Source organism: Cyanobium sp. ATX-6F1, assembly GCF_047395825.1.
In the GTDB taxonomy this organism is placed as follows: Bacteria; Cyanobacteriota; Cyanobacteriia; order PCC-6307; family Cyanobiaceae; genus ATX-6F1.
Map to the genome: position 1 here is coordinate 144661 of NZ_JBCEBF010000003.1, position 18759 is coordinate 163419.

An 18759-nucleotide genomic window follows, 5' to 3' on the forward strand; every position below is an offset into this window, starting at 1 on the left:
GCCAGGGCCCCGTCAGATCACGGTGCCGTCGGCGATTGAGCCGTTCTTGACCACCACCACCACGCCGTTGCGGATGTAGAACCCCAGCTCCGGTCGATCGGCTTCCTCCACGTGGTCCTTGTTGACGATCGTGACATTGCGGCCGATGCGAACGTTTTTGTCGAGGATCGCCTTGCGCACCGTGGTGCCGCGGCCCACCCCAATGGGGATGCTGCCCCGTTCACGCAGCACGGCGCGCTCCTCGCTGGATTCAAAAATCGGCTCCCATCACCAGGGTGTCCTGCAGAACAACCTCGCTTTCGACGCGGGTTCGCACCCCCAGCACGCAGTGGTGAATGCTGCAGGCTTTGAGCATTGATCCCTCGCCGATGATCGATTGGGTCACCTGAGCATCGAGGAGTTTGCTCGGAGGCAAATGGCGGGGTCTGGTGTAAATCGGAAACTTTTCGTCGTAGAAGGAGAAGGCCGGATCCGGTTGAACGGTGAGCGCCAGGTTGGCTTCGTAGAAGGCACCGATCGTACCGATGTCTTCCCAGTAGTCGTTGAAAACGTAGCTCTGCAGATTATTGCCTGACTCAAGGGCGGCCGGAATGATTTCGTTGCCGAAATCGGTGGAGCCTGGGTGGGCCTCCAGGAGATCGAACAGGGTGCTCCGGTTGAACACGTAGATCCCCATGGAGGCCAGGAAGGGCTTCTTCTCGGCGTCTTCAGCCGTCAGCCCAAAACGGGAGGTGTCGACACGCATGGCCTCCAGGGCCTCTCCCTTGGGCTTCTCACGAAATTCGCGGATACGCCCCTCGGATTCGGTGCGCATCAGACCGAATCCCTCCGCCTGGGCGGCATCCACCGGCAGGGCCGCCACGGTGAGATCAGCGCCGGTGGCGATGTGGTGCTTCACGAACAGGCTGTAGTCCATCCGGTAGAGCTGGTCGCCGGAAAGGATCAGGTACTGATCCACATCCCATTCCTGGAGCAGCCACTGGTATTTGCGAACCGCATCGGCGGTGCCTTCAAACCAGCTGGGGCTTTCAGGGGTCTGTTGGGCGGCCAGCACCTCGACAAAACCCTGGCCGAAGCCGGCGGAGAGGTTGTAGGTCTGACTGAGGTGACGATTCAGGGAGGCACTGTTGAACTGAGTCAACACGTACATCTTGTTGATACCGGAGTTGATGCAGTTGCTGATCGGTATGTCGATCAGCCTGTACTTGCCGGCGAGGGGTACGGCGGGCTTGGCGCGTCTCTTGGTGAGGGGGTAAAGCCGCTTGCCGGCTCCTCCGCCGAGAATGATGGCCAGGACACGCTTCATAAATGATTGACCCCAGAGGGTGTCAGGGTCCCAGCACCGTACTGGAGCGGCTGCCTCTTCAGAGGTCGTTCAGGGGTTCGTGCAACTCAAAAAGATCCTGCAAAACCTTCATGGCCACATGGCGTTGCTGGCGCGCCTGGGGCGCACGCAGGTTGGTGACGGGGGTGTGGAGAATCTTGTTGATGATGCCCTTGCTCAGCGCCTCCACCACCTTGCGCTCCCGGGCGGAGAGATCGGGGCCCATGCGGCTGAGGGCCTTCTGCAGCTCCTGCTCGCGGATGTCCTCCAGCTGCAGGCGCAGACGGTTGACCACCGGCACGGCCTCAAGTCCATCCCACCATTCCAGGAACAGGCGGCTCTCCTCCTGCAACATCCCCTCGGCCTCCGCCGCCATCTCCCTGCGGGCCTCCTGGTTGCGGGCCACCACCTCCTGGAGGTCATCGACGTCGTAGGACTCAACGCCGGGGAGAGCCTGGACATCGGAGCCGATGTTGCGGGGCACGCCGATGTCGATGAGCATCAGCGAGGAGCGGCGATTGAGCAGCGAGAGCCGCGCTGCGTCAATGATCGGCTGGTCGGCGGCGGTGCTGGTGAACACCAGCGAGCAGGTGCTCAGGCAATGGTCGAGATCCTCAAGTGGCCGGCATTGCACCGGGAAGTCAGGGAAATCGGCGGCCAGGGCCTCGGCCCGCTCGACGGTCCGGTTCAGCAGCACCACCGCCCTGCAGCCCTTGGATTGAAGGTGTTGCAACAACAGCCGGGCCATGCGCCCGGCACCGACCACTGCCACCTGCTCCTGGTCCAGGCTCACCAGTTCGTCGAGACCGCGGGTCTGCCCGACCTTGAGCTGGGCCAGTTCCACCGCCGCCGAGCTGATCGAGACGGCGCCGGTTCCCAGGTTGGTCTCGGTGCGCACGCGTTTGCCGGTGCTCACCGCCTGGTTGAGCAGGCGGTTGAGGATCGGACCGATGGAGCGGTGCTCCTGGCCCAACCGGACCATCTTCTTGACCTGGGAAAGGATCTGACCTTCCCCGAGCACCAGGCTGTCGAGGCCTGCGGTCACCCGCATCAGGTGGGCCACCGCCTCCTCGTGGTGGTAGGTGAACAGGTGCGGGGTGAGTTCGTTGAACGCCAGGCCGGAGTGCTCGCTCAAAAAGAGCCCACAGCCGAGATGCCCTGCTCCGGGTGGCGCAGCAGGGCATAGATCTCGAGGCGGTTGCAGGTGCTGAGGATCGACGCCTCAAGCACCTGGTCCGCCGATCCGAGCTTCAGGAGCGAATCCTCGAGTTTTTGTTCGGGGATGCTCAGCCGCTCCCTGATCTCCACCGGTGCCGTGCGATGGCTCAGACCGATGACGGCGATGTGCATGGAGGCAGACCTCGTGGGCGCTGAGGGAACCGGATCAGCGCAGAGCGATGCTCTGGGCACCTGGCTTGATGTGGATGGTGTTGGTGGAAGCGGGCTGAGTTGTCGAGGGTGCTGATGATCAGGCTGCTGGTGCGGACGCAGTCTTTTCGAACTTCACCCCATCGAAGAGCAACCCATCGGTGATGCCGCTGCCGGCGAAGACCACATTCTCACCGGAGGCCAGCTCCTCAGCTTCGTAAACCTTATCGATGTCGGTGATTCCCATTTCATTGAGCCGGGCGATGTTGCCCTCCACGGTGTAGTCGGCCCATTCGGAGGTCTGGGCGATGGCGGGGTCATACACCAGCTGACCCTGGAAGTGGCCCCCAGGGCCCGCAGGGCAGCGGCGGAAATCACCCCCTCGGGGGCAGCGCCGATGCCCATCAGGGCATGGGTGCCGGTGCCGGCGAAGCCACAGGCGATCGCGGCCTGCACATCACCATCGGAAATCGGCTGCACGCGGGCACCGGTGGAGCGGATCTCGGCAATCAGATCCTTGTGGCGGGCACGGTCCATCACCACGATCACCAGTTCGCCCTTGGCCAGGCCGAGCACCTGGCTGAGGATCTCGATGTTCTCGGTGGCGGACTTGCGGATGTCCACCTTGCCCTTGGCGGCGGGGGGCGGCCAGCTTCTTCATGTAGAAGTCAGGGGCGTTGAACAGCCCACCGCGATCGGAGGCGGCCAGCACGGCCATGGAGCCACGCTGGTTATTGGCGCAGAGGTTGGTGCCCTCGCAGGGGTCCACGGCGAAATCCACCCCCGGGCCGGTGCCGCTGCCCACATCCTCGCCGATGTAGAGCATCGGGGCCTCGTCGCGCTCCCCTTCGCCGATCACGATGCGTCCCTGCATCTGGATCTGGCCCATGCGCTTGCGCATGGCCTCCACGGCGGCGGCGTCGGCTTCGTCTTTCATTCCCAGGCCCGTCAACTCGGCCGAGGCGATGGCGGCCTGTTCAACGACTTCGAGAATTTCCTGGATGAGGGTGCGATCCACGGCAGTCCGGCAGGGTGGGGGAGAAAGGGGCGTCAACGAGAAGAGCAGCGACCCAGCCAGGCCCTGTCGAGTCCGCTGGCGGAATCGTCAGGATCCTGGCGTGGCAATGCTTCTCAAGCTTGAAGCGGGGCTCACTGTATCAGTGGCGACGACCGCTCCATACAATCAGTGGGCTCCCTCGCCCCGGTGGCACCTTCGATGAGCACCAAGCCCCTGGTGATCGCCCCGTCGATCCTCTCCGCAGATTTTTCCCGCCTCGGTGACGATGTGCGTGCCGTCGACGAGGCCGGTGCCGACTGGATCCACGTGGATGTGATGGACGGCCGCTTCGTTCCCAACATCACGATCGGCCCCTTGATCGTTGAAGCGCTTCGGCCGGTCACCGCCAAGCCCCTGGACGTGCATCTGATGATCGTCGAGCCGGAGCGCTATGTGGCCGACTTCGCGAAGGCCGGCGCTGATTTCATCTCCGTCCAGGTGGAAGCCTGCCCGCATCTGCACCGCAACCTCAGCCAGATCAAGGACCTGGGCAAACAGGCCGGCGCCGTGCTCAACCCCGGCACCCCCTCGACACCCTCCAGTACTGCCTGGAGCTGTGCGATCTGGTGCTGATCATGAGCGTCAACCCTGGATTCGGTGGACAGAGCTTCATCCCCTCGGCGGTGGAGAAGGTGCGCAGCCTGCGCCGGATGTGCGATGAGAAGGGGCTTGATCCCTGGATCGAGGTGGATGGTGGCCTCAAGGGCAGCAATGCCTGGCAGGTGATCGAAGCGGGCGCCAATGCGATCGTGTCGGGCTCGGGTGTGTTCAACCAGCCCAGCTATGCCGAGGCGATTGCAGGCATCCGCAACAGCCGCCGTCCCCAGGCGGTTCACGCCTGAACCAAGGCCCAGAGACAACACAGATCATTCCGGTGATCCGGGAGCTGCTCCTGGGTCACCTGTTCGTTCAATTCTTGAAGACCTGCTGCCTGATTTCCAGCCACAGGTCTGCCACCACCTGCCATCAGCTGAAGGCCCAAGGGCCTGTTGTCCGCTTTGCTGCCGGTGCTTCGCCCAATCCTGCGGGGTTCCTGAACCAAGCCGCCCTGCGGCTGCGGCTGCGGCTTCGCCTCAGGCGCTCAGGAACCAGCCGTAGCTGTGCAGGCCGATGCCCAGCAGGTTGACGCCGATGTAGCAGACGACGATCACCACCAGACCGGCCACGGCCACCAGGGCGGGCCGGCGTCCCTGCCAGCCGCGGCTCAGGCGGGTGTGCAGATAGGCCGCGTAGACCAGCCAGCAGATCAGGGCCCAGGTTTCCTTCGGATCCCAGCTCCACCAGCTGCCCCAGGCCTCGTTGGCCCAGACCGCGCCACTCACCAGGCCGACGGTCAACAACAGGAAGCCCACGGTGATCGTGCGGTAGCTGAGGCTGTCCAGTTGTTCGCTGACGCTGATGGCCACGCTCGAGAGCTCAAGGCCTGCCCCCTCAGCCGTGGCCAGCTGGGCCTGGCGGTAGCCGCCGCTTCCGATCGAGCTGCTGCGCAACTCCAGCTGCTGGCCACGACCGGTGAACAGTACGGCGAGCGAGAGCAGGGAGCCCACCAGCAGAGCCGCGTAGCTGACCATGATCACGCTCACGTGCATGATCAACCAGCTGGAGCGCAGCGCTGGCACCAGGGGTGAGGCCTGCTGGAGGGTGTCCGGCAGCGCAAAGCTGGCGAAGGCCACGCAACCCAGACCCATCGGGGTGGAGGCGGCCGCCACCAGCGGCGAAGGCCAGGAACGCTGAACCAGTAGTTGGGTGAGGGTGCAGGCCCAGGCCAGAAAACAAAGCGATTCGTAGAGGTTGCTGATCGGGAAGTGGCCGGAGTCCCACCAGCGCAGCACGAGCTGGGCGGTGAGGGCCAGATTCGCCGAGGCCACCATGAGGCGCACGGCAGGGCCGCTGCGGCCTGTGCTCACATCCCAGAAGGCCAGGGGCAGGGCCAACAGCAGCAGGCCGAAGGCTGTCAGACCGAGGGCGATGACGGGATCGTTCACGAAACGCGATAGGAGTTCAGCAATTCTGGCGCGGTGCCTACCGATCAGCGGCTGGCCTGACGCAAGAGCAACAAGCCGCACCCTAGTCCGATGAGCACGGGGAGCCAGGCTCCCAAGATCGGGGAAAGTGTTCCCTTCACACCGAGGGAGCTGAAAATGAACGACATGAGGTAGTAGGAGAAAATCAACACAACGCTGATCCCGAAGCCCTGGCTACGACTGGTCCGGGCATCCGGTCGAACCCCCAGACTGCTGCCGATCAGACCGAACACCAGGCAGATGGCGGGAAAGGCGAATTTTTCCTGGATACGGAGGCGCAAGCGCCGCGCTTCCTTCTGATCCCCTGCATCGCTGACCAGGCGCTCGGCCCTCATGGCTTCAGCGACGGTCATGCTGGCCGCGTCCTTGGGCAGATCCGCCAGCTTGAGTGGACCTTGATCAAGCGGATAGAGATAGCGGTTGAACCGGGCCGAGGTGGTGGTGTCGGAGTTGGCATCAATCACAACCACACGGCCATTGCGGAATTCCCACATACCCTTGGCTTCGTTCCAGAGGCCTCGTTCGGCTGTGAGAATCTGCGTGTTGTTCTCACGTGTGAAATCAAGAATAGTTACCTCCTTCATCTCTCCCTTTTCAAATTGACCTGCATAGAAAAGTTGAGAGAGATACTTCCTCGAACCAGTTTCATTTTCTTTGTCCAGTCGACGACTGAAGCGCGAATAGATGATGTTGCTCCCCTTCTCGCCTGCGATGGCCTTTCCAAGTGCCAGATTGAGCGTGTCGCTCGCCTGCAGGTTGGCCTTGGGCACGATCAAGTCATTGAACATGAATGTGATCATGCTCATCAAGATGGAGACGACCAGAGCAGCCACCACCATCCTTGTGGTGCTCACCCCCACGCTGCGCAGGGCCGTCAGCTCACTGTTCGCCGACAGGCGGCTGTAGGCCAGCAGGGTGGCCATCAATGTGGCCATCGGAAAGGAGAGCACCAGAAATCCAGGCAACCGCAGACCGAGAACCTGGATCGCGGCCAGCAGCGGCAGGCCTGATTCGGCCACGCGACGAACCAGATCGAACACCACACCCACAGAAAGCGAGACAGCGGTGAAGGCTGCGATCCCGAACAGCAAGGGTCCAAGGAGCTCAAATGCCAACCAGCGGTCCATCAGCGGAAGGCGATGCCAGGACCGACGGGCGAGTTTGTTCAAGTCGTAGTGAAAAGGCTTCAAAGCTCGAACCTCTCGCCCAAGTAGTGGCGCTTCACGAGCGGATCGGCCGCCACCACGGCCGATGGACCCGAGGCCAGCAGTTGACCCTCGGTGAGGATGTAGGCCCGATCCGTGATGCTGAGGGTCTCGCGCACGTTGTGGTCGGTGATCAGCAGCCCCATGCCCCGTTCCTTGAGCCGACCGATGAGTTCCTGCAGATCGGCCACCGCCAAGGGGTCCACACCGGCGAAGGGCTCGTCCAGCAAGAGGTAGCGAGGGCCGCTGCTGCCCACGGCCAGGGCTCGGGCCACCTCGCAGCGGCGGCGTTCGCCGCCGGACAGCTGATAGCCGAGCCGGTGCTGGAACGCCCCCAGGTGGAATTCAGCGATCAGATCATTGAGCCTTGCGCGGCGACCGGAGCGGGCCGTACCGCTCTGTTGCAGGGCGAGCAGCAGGTTGTCGCGGACGGAGAGCTGGCGGAAGACGCTGGCCTCCTGGGGCAGGTAGCCGATGCCCAGGCGAGCCCGTTTGGGCATCGGCAGGTGTTGAACTTCCTCGCCGTCGAGGCGCACGACCCCATGGTCGGGACGCAACTGTCCGGTGACGAGGTTGAAGGTGGTGGTCTTTCCGGCTCCGTTGGGGCCAAGCAGACCAACCACCTCTCCGGCGTGCAGCACCAGGCTCAGGTCCTGGACCAGGGGCCTGCCGCCAATGGAGAGAGCTACCTTCTCCAGGGCCAGACTCATGGGGTTACCGGAGCCACGGGGGCTGAAGGGGGCGGGAGGCTCGGTTTTGCCGGCGCCGCCGGAACGGCAGCCTTCTGCTGAATCACCATCTTGCTGAACACCTGTTGGCCGGGGGCTGGTTCGGCCATGACTCGATCGGCCTTGATCAGGTAGATCACGCGCTCGGCCCGCAGGTGGTTCCCCCTCCTGGATTACGTCCACATCACCGCTGAGCACCACGCGATCTTCCTTGGTGAAGTACTGGGCCTGGCGCGCCGTCGCCACCACCCGTTGATCGGGGTAGAGGATGCGCACGTTGCCGGTGGCGGTGATGATGCCGGTGGCCTGGTCGGCCTGCTGGAGATCGGAATCGATCGTGACCTGGCCGCTGGGGCGGGGGCGGTGGCTGTCGGAGTGGTGCCCTCAGCCGCAGGGGTCGCTGGTCCTGCGGGAGCGGTCGGTGAAACGAGCGTCGTTGCGGGTGCGCCGGCGGGCGCGCCTGGGGTGGCATCGATGCGCTGGGAGTTCGGCCGCAGCGGGGCCAGGGAAGGTTGAACCGGCGCTGAGGAATCCATCGGCATGGGAATGGCCGGCGCCGCAGGGGCAACTTGGCTCGAATAGGGCCCCTGGGCCCAGGCATCCCCCAACAGGCCGCCGGTCCCCATCCATGCCGTCAGGGTGAACGACCCCACCACCAGCATTCGGCAGTTTCGAAGCCAGGACAGCAACCGCAACCGACCCTTCACTTCAAACCGCTCAATCTACAGAGCCCATCAGGCCAGCTTCTCCAGTGGGGGCAGTGCGTCGGCCGCTCCAACCTCGCCCCGTTGCAGGGCTTGGAGACGGGCTGTCAAAACTTTTATGAAGGGCTGGAGATCGAGGCCAAGGGCGTGATCGCCATAGGGCGCCAAACGGCCGAGGCCCTCACCGATCAGGAGCGTGGCGCCATTGCTGTTGCCCCGTTCGAGGTGCAGGTGGGCCACGGCGATCTGCAGAAGCCCCTGCAGCGCGGAGCGGTCCGGGCCAACGGTTTCGTGCCATAGCTCCTCGAAAAGATCGTGGCATCGATACCAGTCAGCGGAATTGAACCATTCCAGGCCTTCCTGGAATCGCGGATCTCGCTCCGGGCCTTCCGCAGCCGGGTTCAACGCTTGGCGGGCTTTTTCACCGCCAGCTTGCGCAGCCGGATCGACTCGGGGGTGACCTCAAGCATTTCGTCGGGGCCGATGTATTCCAGGGCCCGCTCGAGGGTCATCTGGATCGGTGTCTGCAGGGTGTCGAGCACCTCGGCGCCGGCTGAACGGATGTTGGTGACCTGTTTGGCCTTGCAGACGTTGAGTTCCAGGTCAGGGGGCGGTTGTTTTCGCCCACGATCATCCCCTTGTAGACCTTGGTGCCGGGGGTGATGAAGAACTGACCGCGGTCTTCGGCGCCCTTGAGGGCGTAGAAGGTGGCGGTGCCCTCCTCGAAGGCCACCAGCACGCCATTGCGGCGGCTCTCGAACTCCCCGTGCATCGGGCGGTATTCGAAGAAGGAGTGGCTCATGATCCCTTCGCCGCGGGTGGCGCGCACGAATTCTCCGCGGAAACCGATGAGGCCGCGGGCAGGCACCACGAACTCCAACTGGGTGCGGCCATCGGAACCTGTTTCCATGTTCTGCATCTCGCCCTTGCGCAGACCGAGCTTTTCGATGCAGGAGCCCACCGATTCTTCGGGCACATCCATCACCAGGGTTTCGTAGGGCTCACTGGGGGAGCCATCGATGGTGCGGAAGATCACCTTGGGCTGGGAGACCTGGAACTCGTAACCCTCCCGGCGCATCGTTTCGATCAGGATGCCCAGGTGCAATTCACCCCGGCCGCTGACGGCGAAGCGATCGGGAGAGTCGGTGTCTTCGACCCGCAGGGCAACGTTGGTGAGCAGTTCCTTCTGCAGGCGCTCCCGCAGCTGGCGGCTGGTGACGAACTTGCCCTCCTTACCCGCGAAGGGGGAATCGTTGACGACGAACGTCATCTGAAGGGTGGGTTCATCCACCCGGATCAAAGGCAACGCTTCGGGATGGTCAGGGCAAGCGATCGTCTCGCCGATGTTCACCTCATCGAAGCCGGCCACGGCAACCAGATCGCCGGCGCGGGCCTCTTCGATGTCGACGCGTGAGAGACCCACGAAGCCAAGGAGTTTGCTGATGCGGCCCCGCTTGATCGTGCCATCGTCGCGGATCAGGGCGGCGGTCTGACCGGCCTTGATCGTGCCGTTGTGCACCCGGCCGATCATGATCCGACCGAGGAAATCGCTGTAGTCGAGTGTGGTGACCTGCATCTGCAGGGGCTTTTCCGGATCACCGACCGGGGGTGGCACGTGGCGCAGGATGGCATCGAAAAGCGGCTTCATGTTCTCGCTTTCCGTGGCCATGTCGGGCTTGGCATAGCCGGCCATGCCGCTGCCGAACAGATAGGGGAAGTCACACTGATCGTCGTCGGCCCCCAGTTCGAGGAACAGGTCGAGCACTTTGTCGACGGCCTGCTCGGGGTCAACCCGGGCACGGTCGATCTTGTTGACGAAAACGATCGGGCGCAGACCCTTTTCCAGGGCCTTTTTGAGCACGAAACGCGTCTGGGGCATGGGGCCCTCGTTGGCGTCGACGATCAGCAGGGCGCCATCGACCATGCCGAGGACGCGCTCCACCTCTCCACCGAAGTCGGAGTGACCGGGAGTGTCAACGATGTTGATGCGGATGCCGTTGTAGTTGACGGCAGCATTTTTGGAGAGAATCGTGATGCCGCGTTCCCGTTCCAGATCGTTTGAATCGAGCACACAGGTGGGCACGGCCTCGCCATCACGGAAAATGCCCGACTGACTCAACAGCGCATCCACCAGGGTTGTTTTGCCGTGGTCGACGTGGGCGATGATCGCAATGTTGCGGATCGGGGCGCTCTTGTGCTCGCCGCTCATGGATGGTTTCTCGGTAATGCTTGTCAGGGAGGGAATTTGGGTCTGCGCTGCTGGGACTGCTCAGCGCTGACATCCTGCTGGAAAGCTGAAGCAACACTTTATCTCAGCGACCTCTGTGGCTGGGAACTCAGCATCGGCAGCCCGGCTCAACCTTGGTGGATCATCGAGTCCGTGGCGGTTTGACCACCACCCCCACAAAGCCTGAGGCGGGGGGGCCACTGATTCCATCGGGGTCGCCCGCTGATCAACGGTTGAAGCGCTGGGCGGCCTCAAATTGCTTGAGGGCTTCGGCCGAGCCCGCGAAGCGCCAGTGCCAGGGCTCATAGCTCACCCCCTGGCGGTTCTGACGTGGGAAGGAAAGCTGGAAGTGGTGGCGGTTGGCGTTCTTCACCAGCCAGGCGAACGCCCTGGTTTGGTCGAAGCTCTCGGAGAGGTTGGTCTGGGGCCGGCTGCCATCGCCCAGATCGACGGCATAGCCGGTGCTGTGTTCGGAGAAGCCAGGCGGTGCGCTCACCTGGGCTCGCTCCTCGGCGCTCTGGTTGCGCTCAGCCTTCACATCGAAAAACAGGTGCTGTTGAAGCGCAACCGAGCGGAAGGCACTGAGCAGCCGCAGATCAATGCCCGAGGCGGCCGCCTCCTGAAGCAGTTCCCTCAGGGCGACCGCAGCCTCGCGGCGCAGGGTCAGTCCGGGCGCCACCTCGATCAGATCAGCGGCCTTGGCCTCGGGATAGGGGAAGTGACCTAACAGGCGACCGTCGAGCCCCTGACGGACCGCCAACCCCTTCACCGGTGGCGGCCCAAGCAACCGCCTCAGCGGTTCAGGGAACACCACCACCATCACGGCCCCAAAGACCACAAGCACGACAGCGGTGCTGATCGCCCGTCGCCAGCCCCCGACGGCGCAGCGCCGGGCTGACCTTGCGCCGTGCCACGGGGATGTCATCGCGCGAGGCCGGTCGGGCCACGGCCCTCGTTTCAAGCTTTGAGGCGATCGTAAGGGTGAGTGACCAAACGCCCAGCAGCGGGGCCAGGAACGGTGTTAGCTTCCGGTCAACATCGTTCCAGCAGAGCAGGTTTCAAGATGTTGCGAGTGGCGGTGGTTGGTGGTGGCCCCAGCGGTTCATGTGCTGCGGAGGTGCTGGCCAAGGCTGGTATCAAAACCTGGCTGTTCGAGCGCAAGCTCGACAACGCCAAACCCTGTGGCGGCGCCATTCCGCTCTGCATGGTCTCGGAGTTCGACCTGCCTGAATCGATCATCGACCGCAAGGTCCGCCACATGAAGATGATTTCCCCTCCAACCGCGAGGTGGACATCCATCTGGAGAACCAGGGCGAATACATCGGCATGTGCCGCCGGGAGGTGCTGGATGCCTTCCTGCGCAACCGTGCCGCCGACCTGGGGGCCCAGCTGGTGAACGGCCTGGTGCAATCGATCGACACCGGCAAGAACCGCCAGGGTCCCTACACCCTTCGCTATGCCGACTATTCAGCTGGCGGCGCCACAGGAGAGATCAAGACCCTTGAGGTGGATCTGATTGTCGGCGCCGATGGGGCCAACAGCCGCGTCGCCAAGGCCATGGATGCCGGCGACTACAACATGGCCATTGCCTTCCAGGAGCGCATTCGCCTGCCGAAGGAGGAAATGGCTCACTATGAAGATCTGGCCGAGATGTACGTCGGTACCGATGTGTCGCCTGATTTCTATGCCTGGGTGTTCCCCAAGTACGACCATGTGGCCGTGGGCACCGGGACCATGCAAAAAAATCAGTCCCTGATCAAGAGTCTGCAGAAGGGGATCCGCCAGCGGGCCAGCCGACGGCTGCTCAATGGTGAGGTGATCAAGGTGGAGGCCCATCCGATTCCCGAGCATCCCCGTCCCCGTCGTGTGGTGGGCCGCATGGCTCTGGTGGGTGATGCGGCGGGCTATGTGACCAAGAGTTCGGGCGAGGGTATTTATTTCGCCGCCAAGAGTGGCCGCATGTGCGCCGAGGAGATCGTGGCCGCCAGTGCCCAGGGCACGCGCATCCCCACGGATAAGGATCTCAAGGTCTACATCAAGAAGTGGGACAAGGCCTACGGCGCCACCTACAAGGTGCTGGAGATCCTCCAGAACGTTTTTACAGCAACGATCCGGCTCGGGAAGCCTTTGTCGAGATGTGTGATGACAAGGACGTGCAGCGGCTCACCTTCGACAGCTACCTGTATAAGCGCGTGGTGCCCGTCAATCCCTGGCAGACGCTCAAGCTGACCCTGCTGACCATCGGCGCCTACCTGCGGGGCCAGGCCTTTGCGCCGGAGGGTTACAAGCCCGTGGCCAGCGCCGTGCGCTCCTCGGAGGAGGCCGAAGCGATCATGGTCTCCATGGCTGAAGCATCGAAGCCCGTCGTCAAGACGCCGGCCCCTTCGATGTCGTCGCCTGACGCGGAGTCCAAGGAGGAACGGGAGCCGGTTCTCGCTGCCAAGTGAGACTGAATCCCCTCCTTATGGTGGGGCTTTCTGAGGTCTGAACGCCTTTGATGAGAACTCATCAGTTCCCCAGACTGACGATCACAAGACTGCGTCAGCAGACTGTGAGAGCTTTTCTGTGACGGCTCACGAGGCTATAGACGAATGCCTTGAGCGTCAGCGTGAGGCCAAGAACCATGTCATCAGCTTGATGCATGCTCTGCCTGATGTTTTCGATGGATGCCATCCTCGATGAGGGAACAATGGTTCTGTCTGATTCTTTAGACTTTTCCAATGCCTTTTTGAGAGCTTGACGATGACGACCGCGGTGCTGTTCACGCTCATGCAGCCAGGCTTCTAGCATGGCTGTATTCAGATGTTTCCACAATTTTGATCCTATTCCTTGGATTCTGCAGGGCAAGTCTGCGCCAGAATCCTTGGCTACCTTCGTCGCCAGGTTTTCTTCAAGGCATTTGAATGGCTGTCATGGTCAACCTCAAGGAACGAAACCTGCAGCCCGAGTGGATGGATGATCCAGGAATCGATCCACTGGATCACGCCGAAGCCCTGCGGGGTCTCCAGCGCATCAATGGCCTCAGCCGTGCCGCCAGCAGTCTGTTCGCTCCGATTCGCGCCCTTGCCCGCCGCTTGCCCGATCGGCCACTGAGGGTTCTTGATCTTGCCTGCGGCGGTGGCGACAACACCCTGGCCCTCGCTGAGCTGGCCCGCCGTGAGGGGCTGAACATCCGTTTCGACGGCTGCGATCTCAGTGTGCAGGCCGTGGCGGTCGCCACAGGAAACGCCGTTGCCAGGGGACTGGAGGCGAATTTTTCAAGGCCGACGCCCTCAGCGATCCGCTGCCAGGCGGCTACGACGTCCTGCTCTGCTCGCTGTTCCTCCACCATCTCGAGACCGACGACGCCGTAGGCCTGCTTCGGCGCATGGCCGCGGCAACCAGGCACCTGGTGCTCGTCAACGATCTGATCCGCAGTCCGCTGGGGTATGTGCTGGCCTGGTCGGCCTGTCGCCTGCTGAGCCGCTCCGCCATCGTCCATTACGACGGTCCTGTGTCGGTGCAGGGAGCGTTCCAAACCCAGGAGGTATCCGCCATGGCAATCCAGGCTGGCCTTGAGGGCGCCCTGGTGCGCCGCTGCTGGCCGGAGCGCTACCTGTTGCAGTGGAGCCAAAGCGATGCACCAGGACCGCAAGGATGAGTCGGCCCGACTGGGACGTGATCGTGCTCGGGGCCGGGCCCGCCGGTGCCCTCGCGGCCCGTCAGCTGGCGGCCCAGCGGCTGAGGGTGCTCCTGGTGGAGAAGCAGGCCTTTCCCCGCTGGAAGGTCTGCGGAACCTGCCTCAATGGCCACGCCCTCAAGACCCTTGAGAGCGCAGGGCTGGGCGATCTTCCCGCTCAACTGGGGGGCGTCAGGCTTGCGCGTCTGCGGCTCGCCCTGGGGGGCGCAGCGCCGACCTCCCTTTGAGCGAGGGCCGTTCGCTTTCCCGCAGCCGTCTGGATCAGGCCCTGGTGGAGGAAGCCCAGGCCACGGGAGCCCAGCTGCTGCCTCAAACGGAGGCACTCGTGGCTGCTGCGTCTCCGGGCGCCCGCTCGGTGCAGCTGCGCTCCGCCCAGGGCCAGCGCAGCGTCACGGCTCGGGTGGTTCTCGTTGCAACGGGTCTGGCTGACCGTTGCCTTCAGCCGCCTGCTCCGATCCGCTCCCGGGTGAGCCCCAGCTCGAGGATCGGTGCTGGATGTGTGCTTGAGGCCGCCCCAAGCTCCTACACATCAGGCACGATCCATATGGCCGTGGGTCGCCATGGCTATGTCGGCGTGGTGCGCACGGAGAGCGGCCAGGTCAATCTGGCCGCTGCCTTCGAGAGAACTCACCTGAAAACCTGTGGTGGTCCAGCCGCCGCGGCCCGGCAGGTGCTGGAGGAGGCCGGATTCGAGCCCCTGCCCCTCGGCAGTGGTGGTCCCTGGCGCGTCACGGCAGCCCTGACCCGCAGCAGCACCCCCTGGCGGCCGATCGCCTCATGGTTCTCGGCGACGCGGCGGGCTATGTCGAACCTTTCACTGGTGAAGGCATCGGCTGGGCGCTCAGCAGCGCCTTGGCGGTGGTGCCGCTGGTGCTTCAGGGTTTGAGCGACTGGGATCCCCGCCTCGAGCGCGACTGGGCCCATCGGCACGCGACCCTGATCGGACGAAGGCAGCGGCTCTGCCACACCCTCGCGTTTGCGCTGCGTCGTCCCCGGATCAGCCACGCCCTGCTGTTGGCCGCGACCCATCTGCCCATCCTGGTGACACCGGCCCTGAACCACCTCAATGGATCCTTCCACCGTCACGCGATCCCCTGAGCCCATGGCCCTGATGATTCGCGGACTCGGCACCGCACTGCCAGCCCATCACATCGCCCAGAGCGAGGCCTGCCGGATCGCCCAGACCGTCGCCACACCGGACCGTCCCGCCGCTCCCAGTGAGCTGAGGTTGCTGGAGGCGATTCATCGGCGTTCCGGCGTCGGCAGGAGGCACAGCGTGCTGCTCGAACCCGGCGAGGACGGCAGCGTCAGCCAGCAGTCGTTCTTTGGATCCACCAGCCCGAGCACAGGCGAGCGCATGGAGCGCTACGGGCGCGAGAGCGAGCCCCTGGCCCTGGCGGCGGTGCGCCGCTGCCTGGAGCAGGCCGAACTCCCATCCACGGGGATCACCCACCTGGTCACCGTGTCCTGCACCGGTTTCCAGGCGCCCGGCTTTGATCTGGCCCTGATGCGGGAGCTGCCACTGGCCCCTGAGGTGGCCCGCACCCATGTGGGCTTCATGGGTTGCCACGGCACGCTCAACGCCCTGAGGGTCGCGGCTGGATTCATCGGCGCTGATCCTGGGGCCTGCGCGCTGATCTGTGCCGTCGAACTGTGCACCTTGCACCTCCAGTACGGCTGGCATCCCGAGCGGATCGTCGCCAATGCCCTGTTCGCCGACGGCGCCGCGGCCCTGATTGCCACGGGCGCCAAGGAAATGCCCACAGGGTTCCAGCGTCTGATCGCCAGTGGTTCGCTGCTCATTCCCGATAGCCAGGGGGCGATGTCCTGGAGCATCGAGGATCACGGCTTTGTGATGACGCTTTCCGCCAAGGTGCCGGCCCTGATCGCTGAACATCTGCGGCCCTGGCTGCAGGACTGGCTCTCCCGCCAGGGGCAGAGCCTCGAAACGATTGGTTCCTGGGCGGTGCACCCCGGTGGGCCGCGCATCCTCTCGGCGGTGACGGAGGCCCTGGATCTCGCTCCCAAGCTGATCGAGCCCTCCAGATCCGTGCTGAAGAGCTGCGGCAACATGTCTTCGGCCACCATCCTGTTCATCCTCGAGCGCCTGCGGCAGGAGCAGGCCCCCGGCCCTTGCCTGGCCATGGCCTTCGGCCCGGGCCTGTGCGTGGAGGTGGCCCTGCTCAGCTGAGCGCCCCCGCAACGACCCAGACGGGCCAGGTTCAGCCCGCCAGACGGCTGAAGTCCGCGAGCACGGAGGCCTGGTTGCGCAGCACCGCCAACAGGTTCAGGCGGTTGGTGCGCACGGCGGGATCGTCGCTCATCACCATCACGCTGGTGTCGCCATCGAAGAAGGCCGCCAGGGCCGCCGCCCCATCGGCCAGATTAGCCGCCAGCTGCCGGTAGCGGTCGCTGCCCATGGCGCGGCCCGAAGGGGCGGCCGTGGGCTGAAGTCCCACCAGCACATCCAGCACGCCCTGCTCGCTGACGGATTCGAACAGGGCGGGATCCACCACACCCTCGGGGCTGAGCACATCGCTGGCCAGGCTGGCCTTCTCCGCCAGCCGCGAGGCCCGCTGCACCACGGCCTGCACCGCCGCCAGCCGTCCCTCCAGCCGCAGTTCCGCCAGCAGGCGGACGCGGCCGAGGGCATCGCTCGGGTTGGTGAGGAGCCGATTCAGCGGCACGGTCTCCCCCGCCACCGCCTGCACCAGATCGGGGGCGAAGCCCTGCTCCTCCAGCAGGCTCAGGAGCCGCTGACGCAGGAATCGGCTCAGCTCGCCGCTGAGGGCCCCCGCCTCCACAGCAAAGGCCGGGAAGAGGTCGTGCCAGTGGGCGCAGGCGCGACGGAGCATGGCACCCAGATCCAAAGCCCAGCCTCGCTCCCAAAGAATCTGCAGCAGCCCGTTGCCGGCACGTCGCAGGGCATAGGGATCGGAGGAACCCGTGGGCCGCTCCCCCTTGGCGTAGATGCTCAGCAGCAGCTCCAGGCGCTCGGCCATGGCCACCACCGCCCCAGCGGCCGAGCTCGGCAGGTCATCGCCGGCACCCCGTGGCAGGTAATGCTCCAGCACCGCCAGGGCCACCTCCCGCGGCTCCCCTTCGGCGAGCAGCAACTTGGCGCCGATCACCCCCTGCAATTCGGGGAATTCACCCACCAGCTGGCTGACCAGATCGTGCTTGCACAGCTGGGCCGCCCGCCGTGCATGGGCGCAGACGTCGCCCTCCAGGGGCAGGGCTTCGAGCAACAGCTCCGTGAGCCACTCCAGGCGCCGGGAGCGATCGAGCAGGCTGCCCAGGCCTTCGGCGAAGGTCACCCGATCGAGTTCATCCAGGCGGCGCTCACTGCTCAAGCTGCGGTCGGAGCGCAGGAAGAATTCGGCATCGGCGAGCCGGGCCTTGAGCACCCGCTCGTTGCCGCGCCTCACGGTGCTGGCGGCTGATTCCAGGCCATTGCCGATGCAGAGAAAGCTCGGCAGCAGCCGCCCCTCGGCGCTGAGGGCCAGGGGATCGCTGGGCGCCTCGGCATGGATCAGGGGCACGTAGCGCTGGTGCAGACGCATCACCGTGGAGAGCACCTCCGGCGGCAGGGCCAGGTAGCGCTCGGCGATGCTGCCCTCAATCAGTCTGGGGGACTCCACCAGATCGACCAGCTCATCGAACAGTTCGCTGGGCAGGTCAAGGCGGGCGCCACGCTCCTCGGCGGCCTGCTCCAGCGCCTGACGGATCCAGCGCGCACGTTCGAGCCGATCCACCTGCACCCCCGCCGCCGCCAGCGAGCTGGCGTAGGACTCGGCGTGCTCCAGGGGAACGCTCTCGGCCAGCAGCCGATGGCCACGGCTGTGGCGGGTGCTCCTGAGCGGAGGATCACTGCCCTCGAGCTGGAATTCGAGCAAGGTCGCATCGAGCAGGGCCACCAGCCAGCGCACCGGGCGGCTGAAGCGGATCTCCCCTTCGCCCCAGCGCATGAAGCGGCGCCCCTGCAGATCCGTGATCCAGCTGGGGATGCGCTCCACCAGCAACTCAGCGCTGGGGAGTCCGATCGAGCGCTGGCGGGCGAACACGAAGGCACCTTTGGGGGTCTCGCGAATCTCCAGCTCGGAGGTTTCGATGCCGCAGCGGCGAGCGAAGCCGATGGCCGCCTGAGTGGGCTCGCCATTGACGATCGCCTGGGCCAGCGGTGGTCCCTTGCGTTCCTCCAGCAGATCCTCCTGGCCCGCCGGCAACCCCTCCACCTGCACCGCCAGTCGCCGGGGTGTGCCCAGGCTGCGCAGGCTCCCATGGGCGAGCCGCAGTTCGTTCAGGTCGCGGCGAACAGCCGCCTCCAGCTGGGGCAAGGCGAGACGAACAAAATCCGCCGGAAGTTCCTCGGTGCCGATTTCCAGCAGGAAGGTGGCCACGAAAGCAGGTCTCAGCAGCCCACGACTGTATTGAACAACGTTG

13 protein-coding genes and 6 pseudogenes are annotated in these 18759 nt (G+C 64.5%); 8 read left to right on the plus strand and 11 right to left on the minus strand.

All coding sequences use genetic code 11. The annotated features are described in order from the left end of the window. Positions 1 to 12: 12 nt before the first annotated feature. From AAF143_RS12175 to glpX, 3 pseudogenes are all read right to left on the minus strand, one after another. Positions 13 to 1306 (minus strand): annotated as a pseudogene (locus tag AAF143_RS12175) (glucose-1-phosphate adenylyltransferase). Between the two features lie 58 nt (positions 1307 to 1364). Then, positions 1365 to 2674, minus strand: a pseudogene (locus AAF143_RS12180) (glutamyl-tRNA reductase). Between the two features lie 34 nt (positions 2675 to 2708). After that, positions 2709 to 3710: pseudogene (glpX, locus tag AAF143_RS12185) on the minus strand (class II fructose-bisphosphatase). Positions 3711 to 3908: 198 nt separating this feature from the next. Between glpX and rpe the strand changes: the two are divergent. Further along, positions 3909 to 4591, plus strand: a pseudogene (rpe, locus tag AAF143_RS12190) (ribulose-phosphate 3-epimerase). 231 nt (positions 4592 to 4822) lie between these two features. Here rpe and ccsB read toward each other — a convergent pair. From ccsB to AAF143_RS12220, 6 genes and pseudogenes are all read right to left on the minus strand, one after another. Next, entirely contained in the window at positions 4823 to 5734 is a 912-nt protein-coding gene (gene ccsB, locus AAF143_RS12195; RefSeq protein ID WP_255007558.1) for a c-type cytochrome biogenesis protein CcsB, read from the minus strand. A 44-nt stretch (positions 5735 to 5778) separates the two neighbouring features. Beyond that, positions 5779 to 6900: an LptF/LptG family permease gene (locus AAF143_RS12200; RefSeq protein ID WP_255007750.1), complete on the minus strand. Its 1122-nt coding sequence runs from the start codon at positions 6898 to 6900 to the stop codon at positions 5779 to 5781. Between the two features lie 59 nt (positions 6901 to 6959). Then, positions 6960 to 7688, minus strand: a complete 729-nt coding sequence (gene lptB / locus AAF143_RS12205; RefSeq protein ID WP_255007559.1) for an LPS export ABC transporter ATP-binding protein — start codon at positions 7686 to 7688, stop codon at positions 6960 to 6962. Between the two features lie 752 nt (positions 7689 to 8440). Beyond that, positions 8441 to 8815 (minus strand): DUF309 domain-containing protein, encoded by a 375-nt coding sequence (locus AAF143_RS12210; protein ID WP_255007562.1) that lies wholly within the window; start codon positions 8813 to 8815, stop codon positions 8441 to 8443. Beyond that, positions 8812 to 10619: pseudogene (typA, locus tag AAF143_RS12215) on the minus strand (translational GTPase TypA). The gene AAF143_RS12210 and the pseudogene typA overlap by 4 nt, the downstream one beginning before the upstream one ends. Positions 10620 to 10863: 244 nt before the next feature. Continuing rightward, the gene (locus tag AAF143_RS12220) at positions 10864 to 11562 is read right to left on the minus strand and encodes a D-alanyl-D-alanine carboxypeptidase family protein (RefSeq protein ID WP_414027100.1); all 699 of its coding nucleotides are present in this window, start codon (positions 11560 to 11562) and stop codon (positions 10864 to 10866) included. 138 nt (positions 11563 to 11700) lie between these two features. Here AAF143_RS12220 and chlP point away from each other — a divergent pair. Further along, positions 11701 to 13084: pseudogene (chlP, locus tag AAF143_RS12225) on the plus strand (geranylgeranyl reductase). Between the two features lie 94 nt (positions 13085 to 13178). Here the strand turns inward: chlP and AAF143_RS12230 are convergent. Then, a complete protein-coding gene (locus AAF143_RS12230; protein WP_255007569.1) occupies positions 13179 to 13427 on the minus strand; it encodes a hypothetical protein in 249 nt (82 codons plus the stop codon). Positions 13428 to 13549: 122 nt separating this feature from the next. Between AAF143_RS12230 and AAF143_RS12235 the strand changes: the two genes are divergently transcribed. From AAF143_RS12235 to AAF143_RS12260, 6 genes are read left to right on the plus strand one after another with little or no spacing between them, the layout of a single operon-like run. Next, positions 13550 to 13990: a methyltransferase domain-containing protein gene (locus AAF143_RS12235; RefSeq protein ID WP_414027101.1), complete on the plus strand. Its 441-nt coding sequence runs from the start codon at positions 13550 to 13552 to the stop codon at positions 13988 to 13990. Between the two features lie 14 nt (positions 13991 to 14004). Then, the gene (locus tag AAF143_RS12240) at positions 14005 to 14277 is read left to right on the plus strand and encodes a hypothetical protein (protein WP_414027102.1); all 273 of its coding nucleotides are present in this window, start codon (positions 14005 to 14007) and stop codon (positions 14275 to 14277) included. Continuing rightward, complete coding sequence (locus AAF143_RS12245) at positions 14274 to 14543, plus strand: FAD-dependent oxidoreductase (RefSeq protein WP_414027103.1); 270 nt, start codon at positions 14274 to 14276, stop codon at positions 14541 to 14543. Before AAF143_RS12240 ends, AAF143_RS12245 begins: the two co-directional genes overlap by 4 nt. Continuing rightward, on the plus strand, positions 14540 to 15202 hold the full coding sequence (locus tag AAF143_RS12250) for an NAD(P)/FAD-dependent oxidoreductase (RefSeq protein WP_414027104.1): 663 nt from the start codon (positions 14540 to 14542) through the stop codon (positions 15200 to 15202). The genes AAF143_RS12245 and AAF143_RS12250 overlap by 4 nt, the downstream gene beginning before the upstream one ends. Further along, positions 15187 to 15414: a hypothetical protein gene (locus AAF143_RS12255; protein WP_414027105.1), complete on the plus strand. Its 228-nt coding sequence runs from the start codon at positions 15187 to 15189 to the stop codon at positions 15412 to 15414. The genes AAF143_RS12250 and AAF143_RS12255 overlap by 16 nt, the downstream gene beginning before the upstream one ends. A 13-nt stretch (positions 15415 to 15427) precedes the next feature. After that, entirely contained in the window at positions 15428 to 16507 is a 1080-nt protein-coding gene (locus tag AAF143_RS12260; protein WP_414027106.1) for a type III polyketide synthase, read from the plus strand. 31 nt (positions 16508 to 16538) lie between these two features. On the opposite strand, the gene glyS is transcribed toward AAF143_RS12260, so the two are convergent. Then, positions 16539 to 18716 carry a glycine--tRNA ligase subunit beta gene (glyS, locus tag AAF143_RS12265; protein WP_255007582.1) on the minus strand — a complete coding sequence of 726 codons (2178 nt, stop codon included), beginning with the start codon at positions 18714 to 18716 and terminating at the stop codon, positions 16539 to 16541. Positions 18717 to 18759 lie beyond the last annotated feature (43 nt).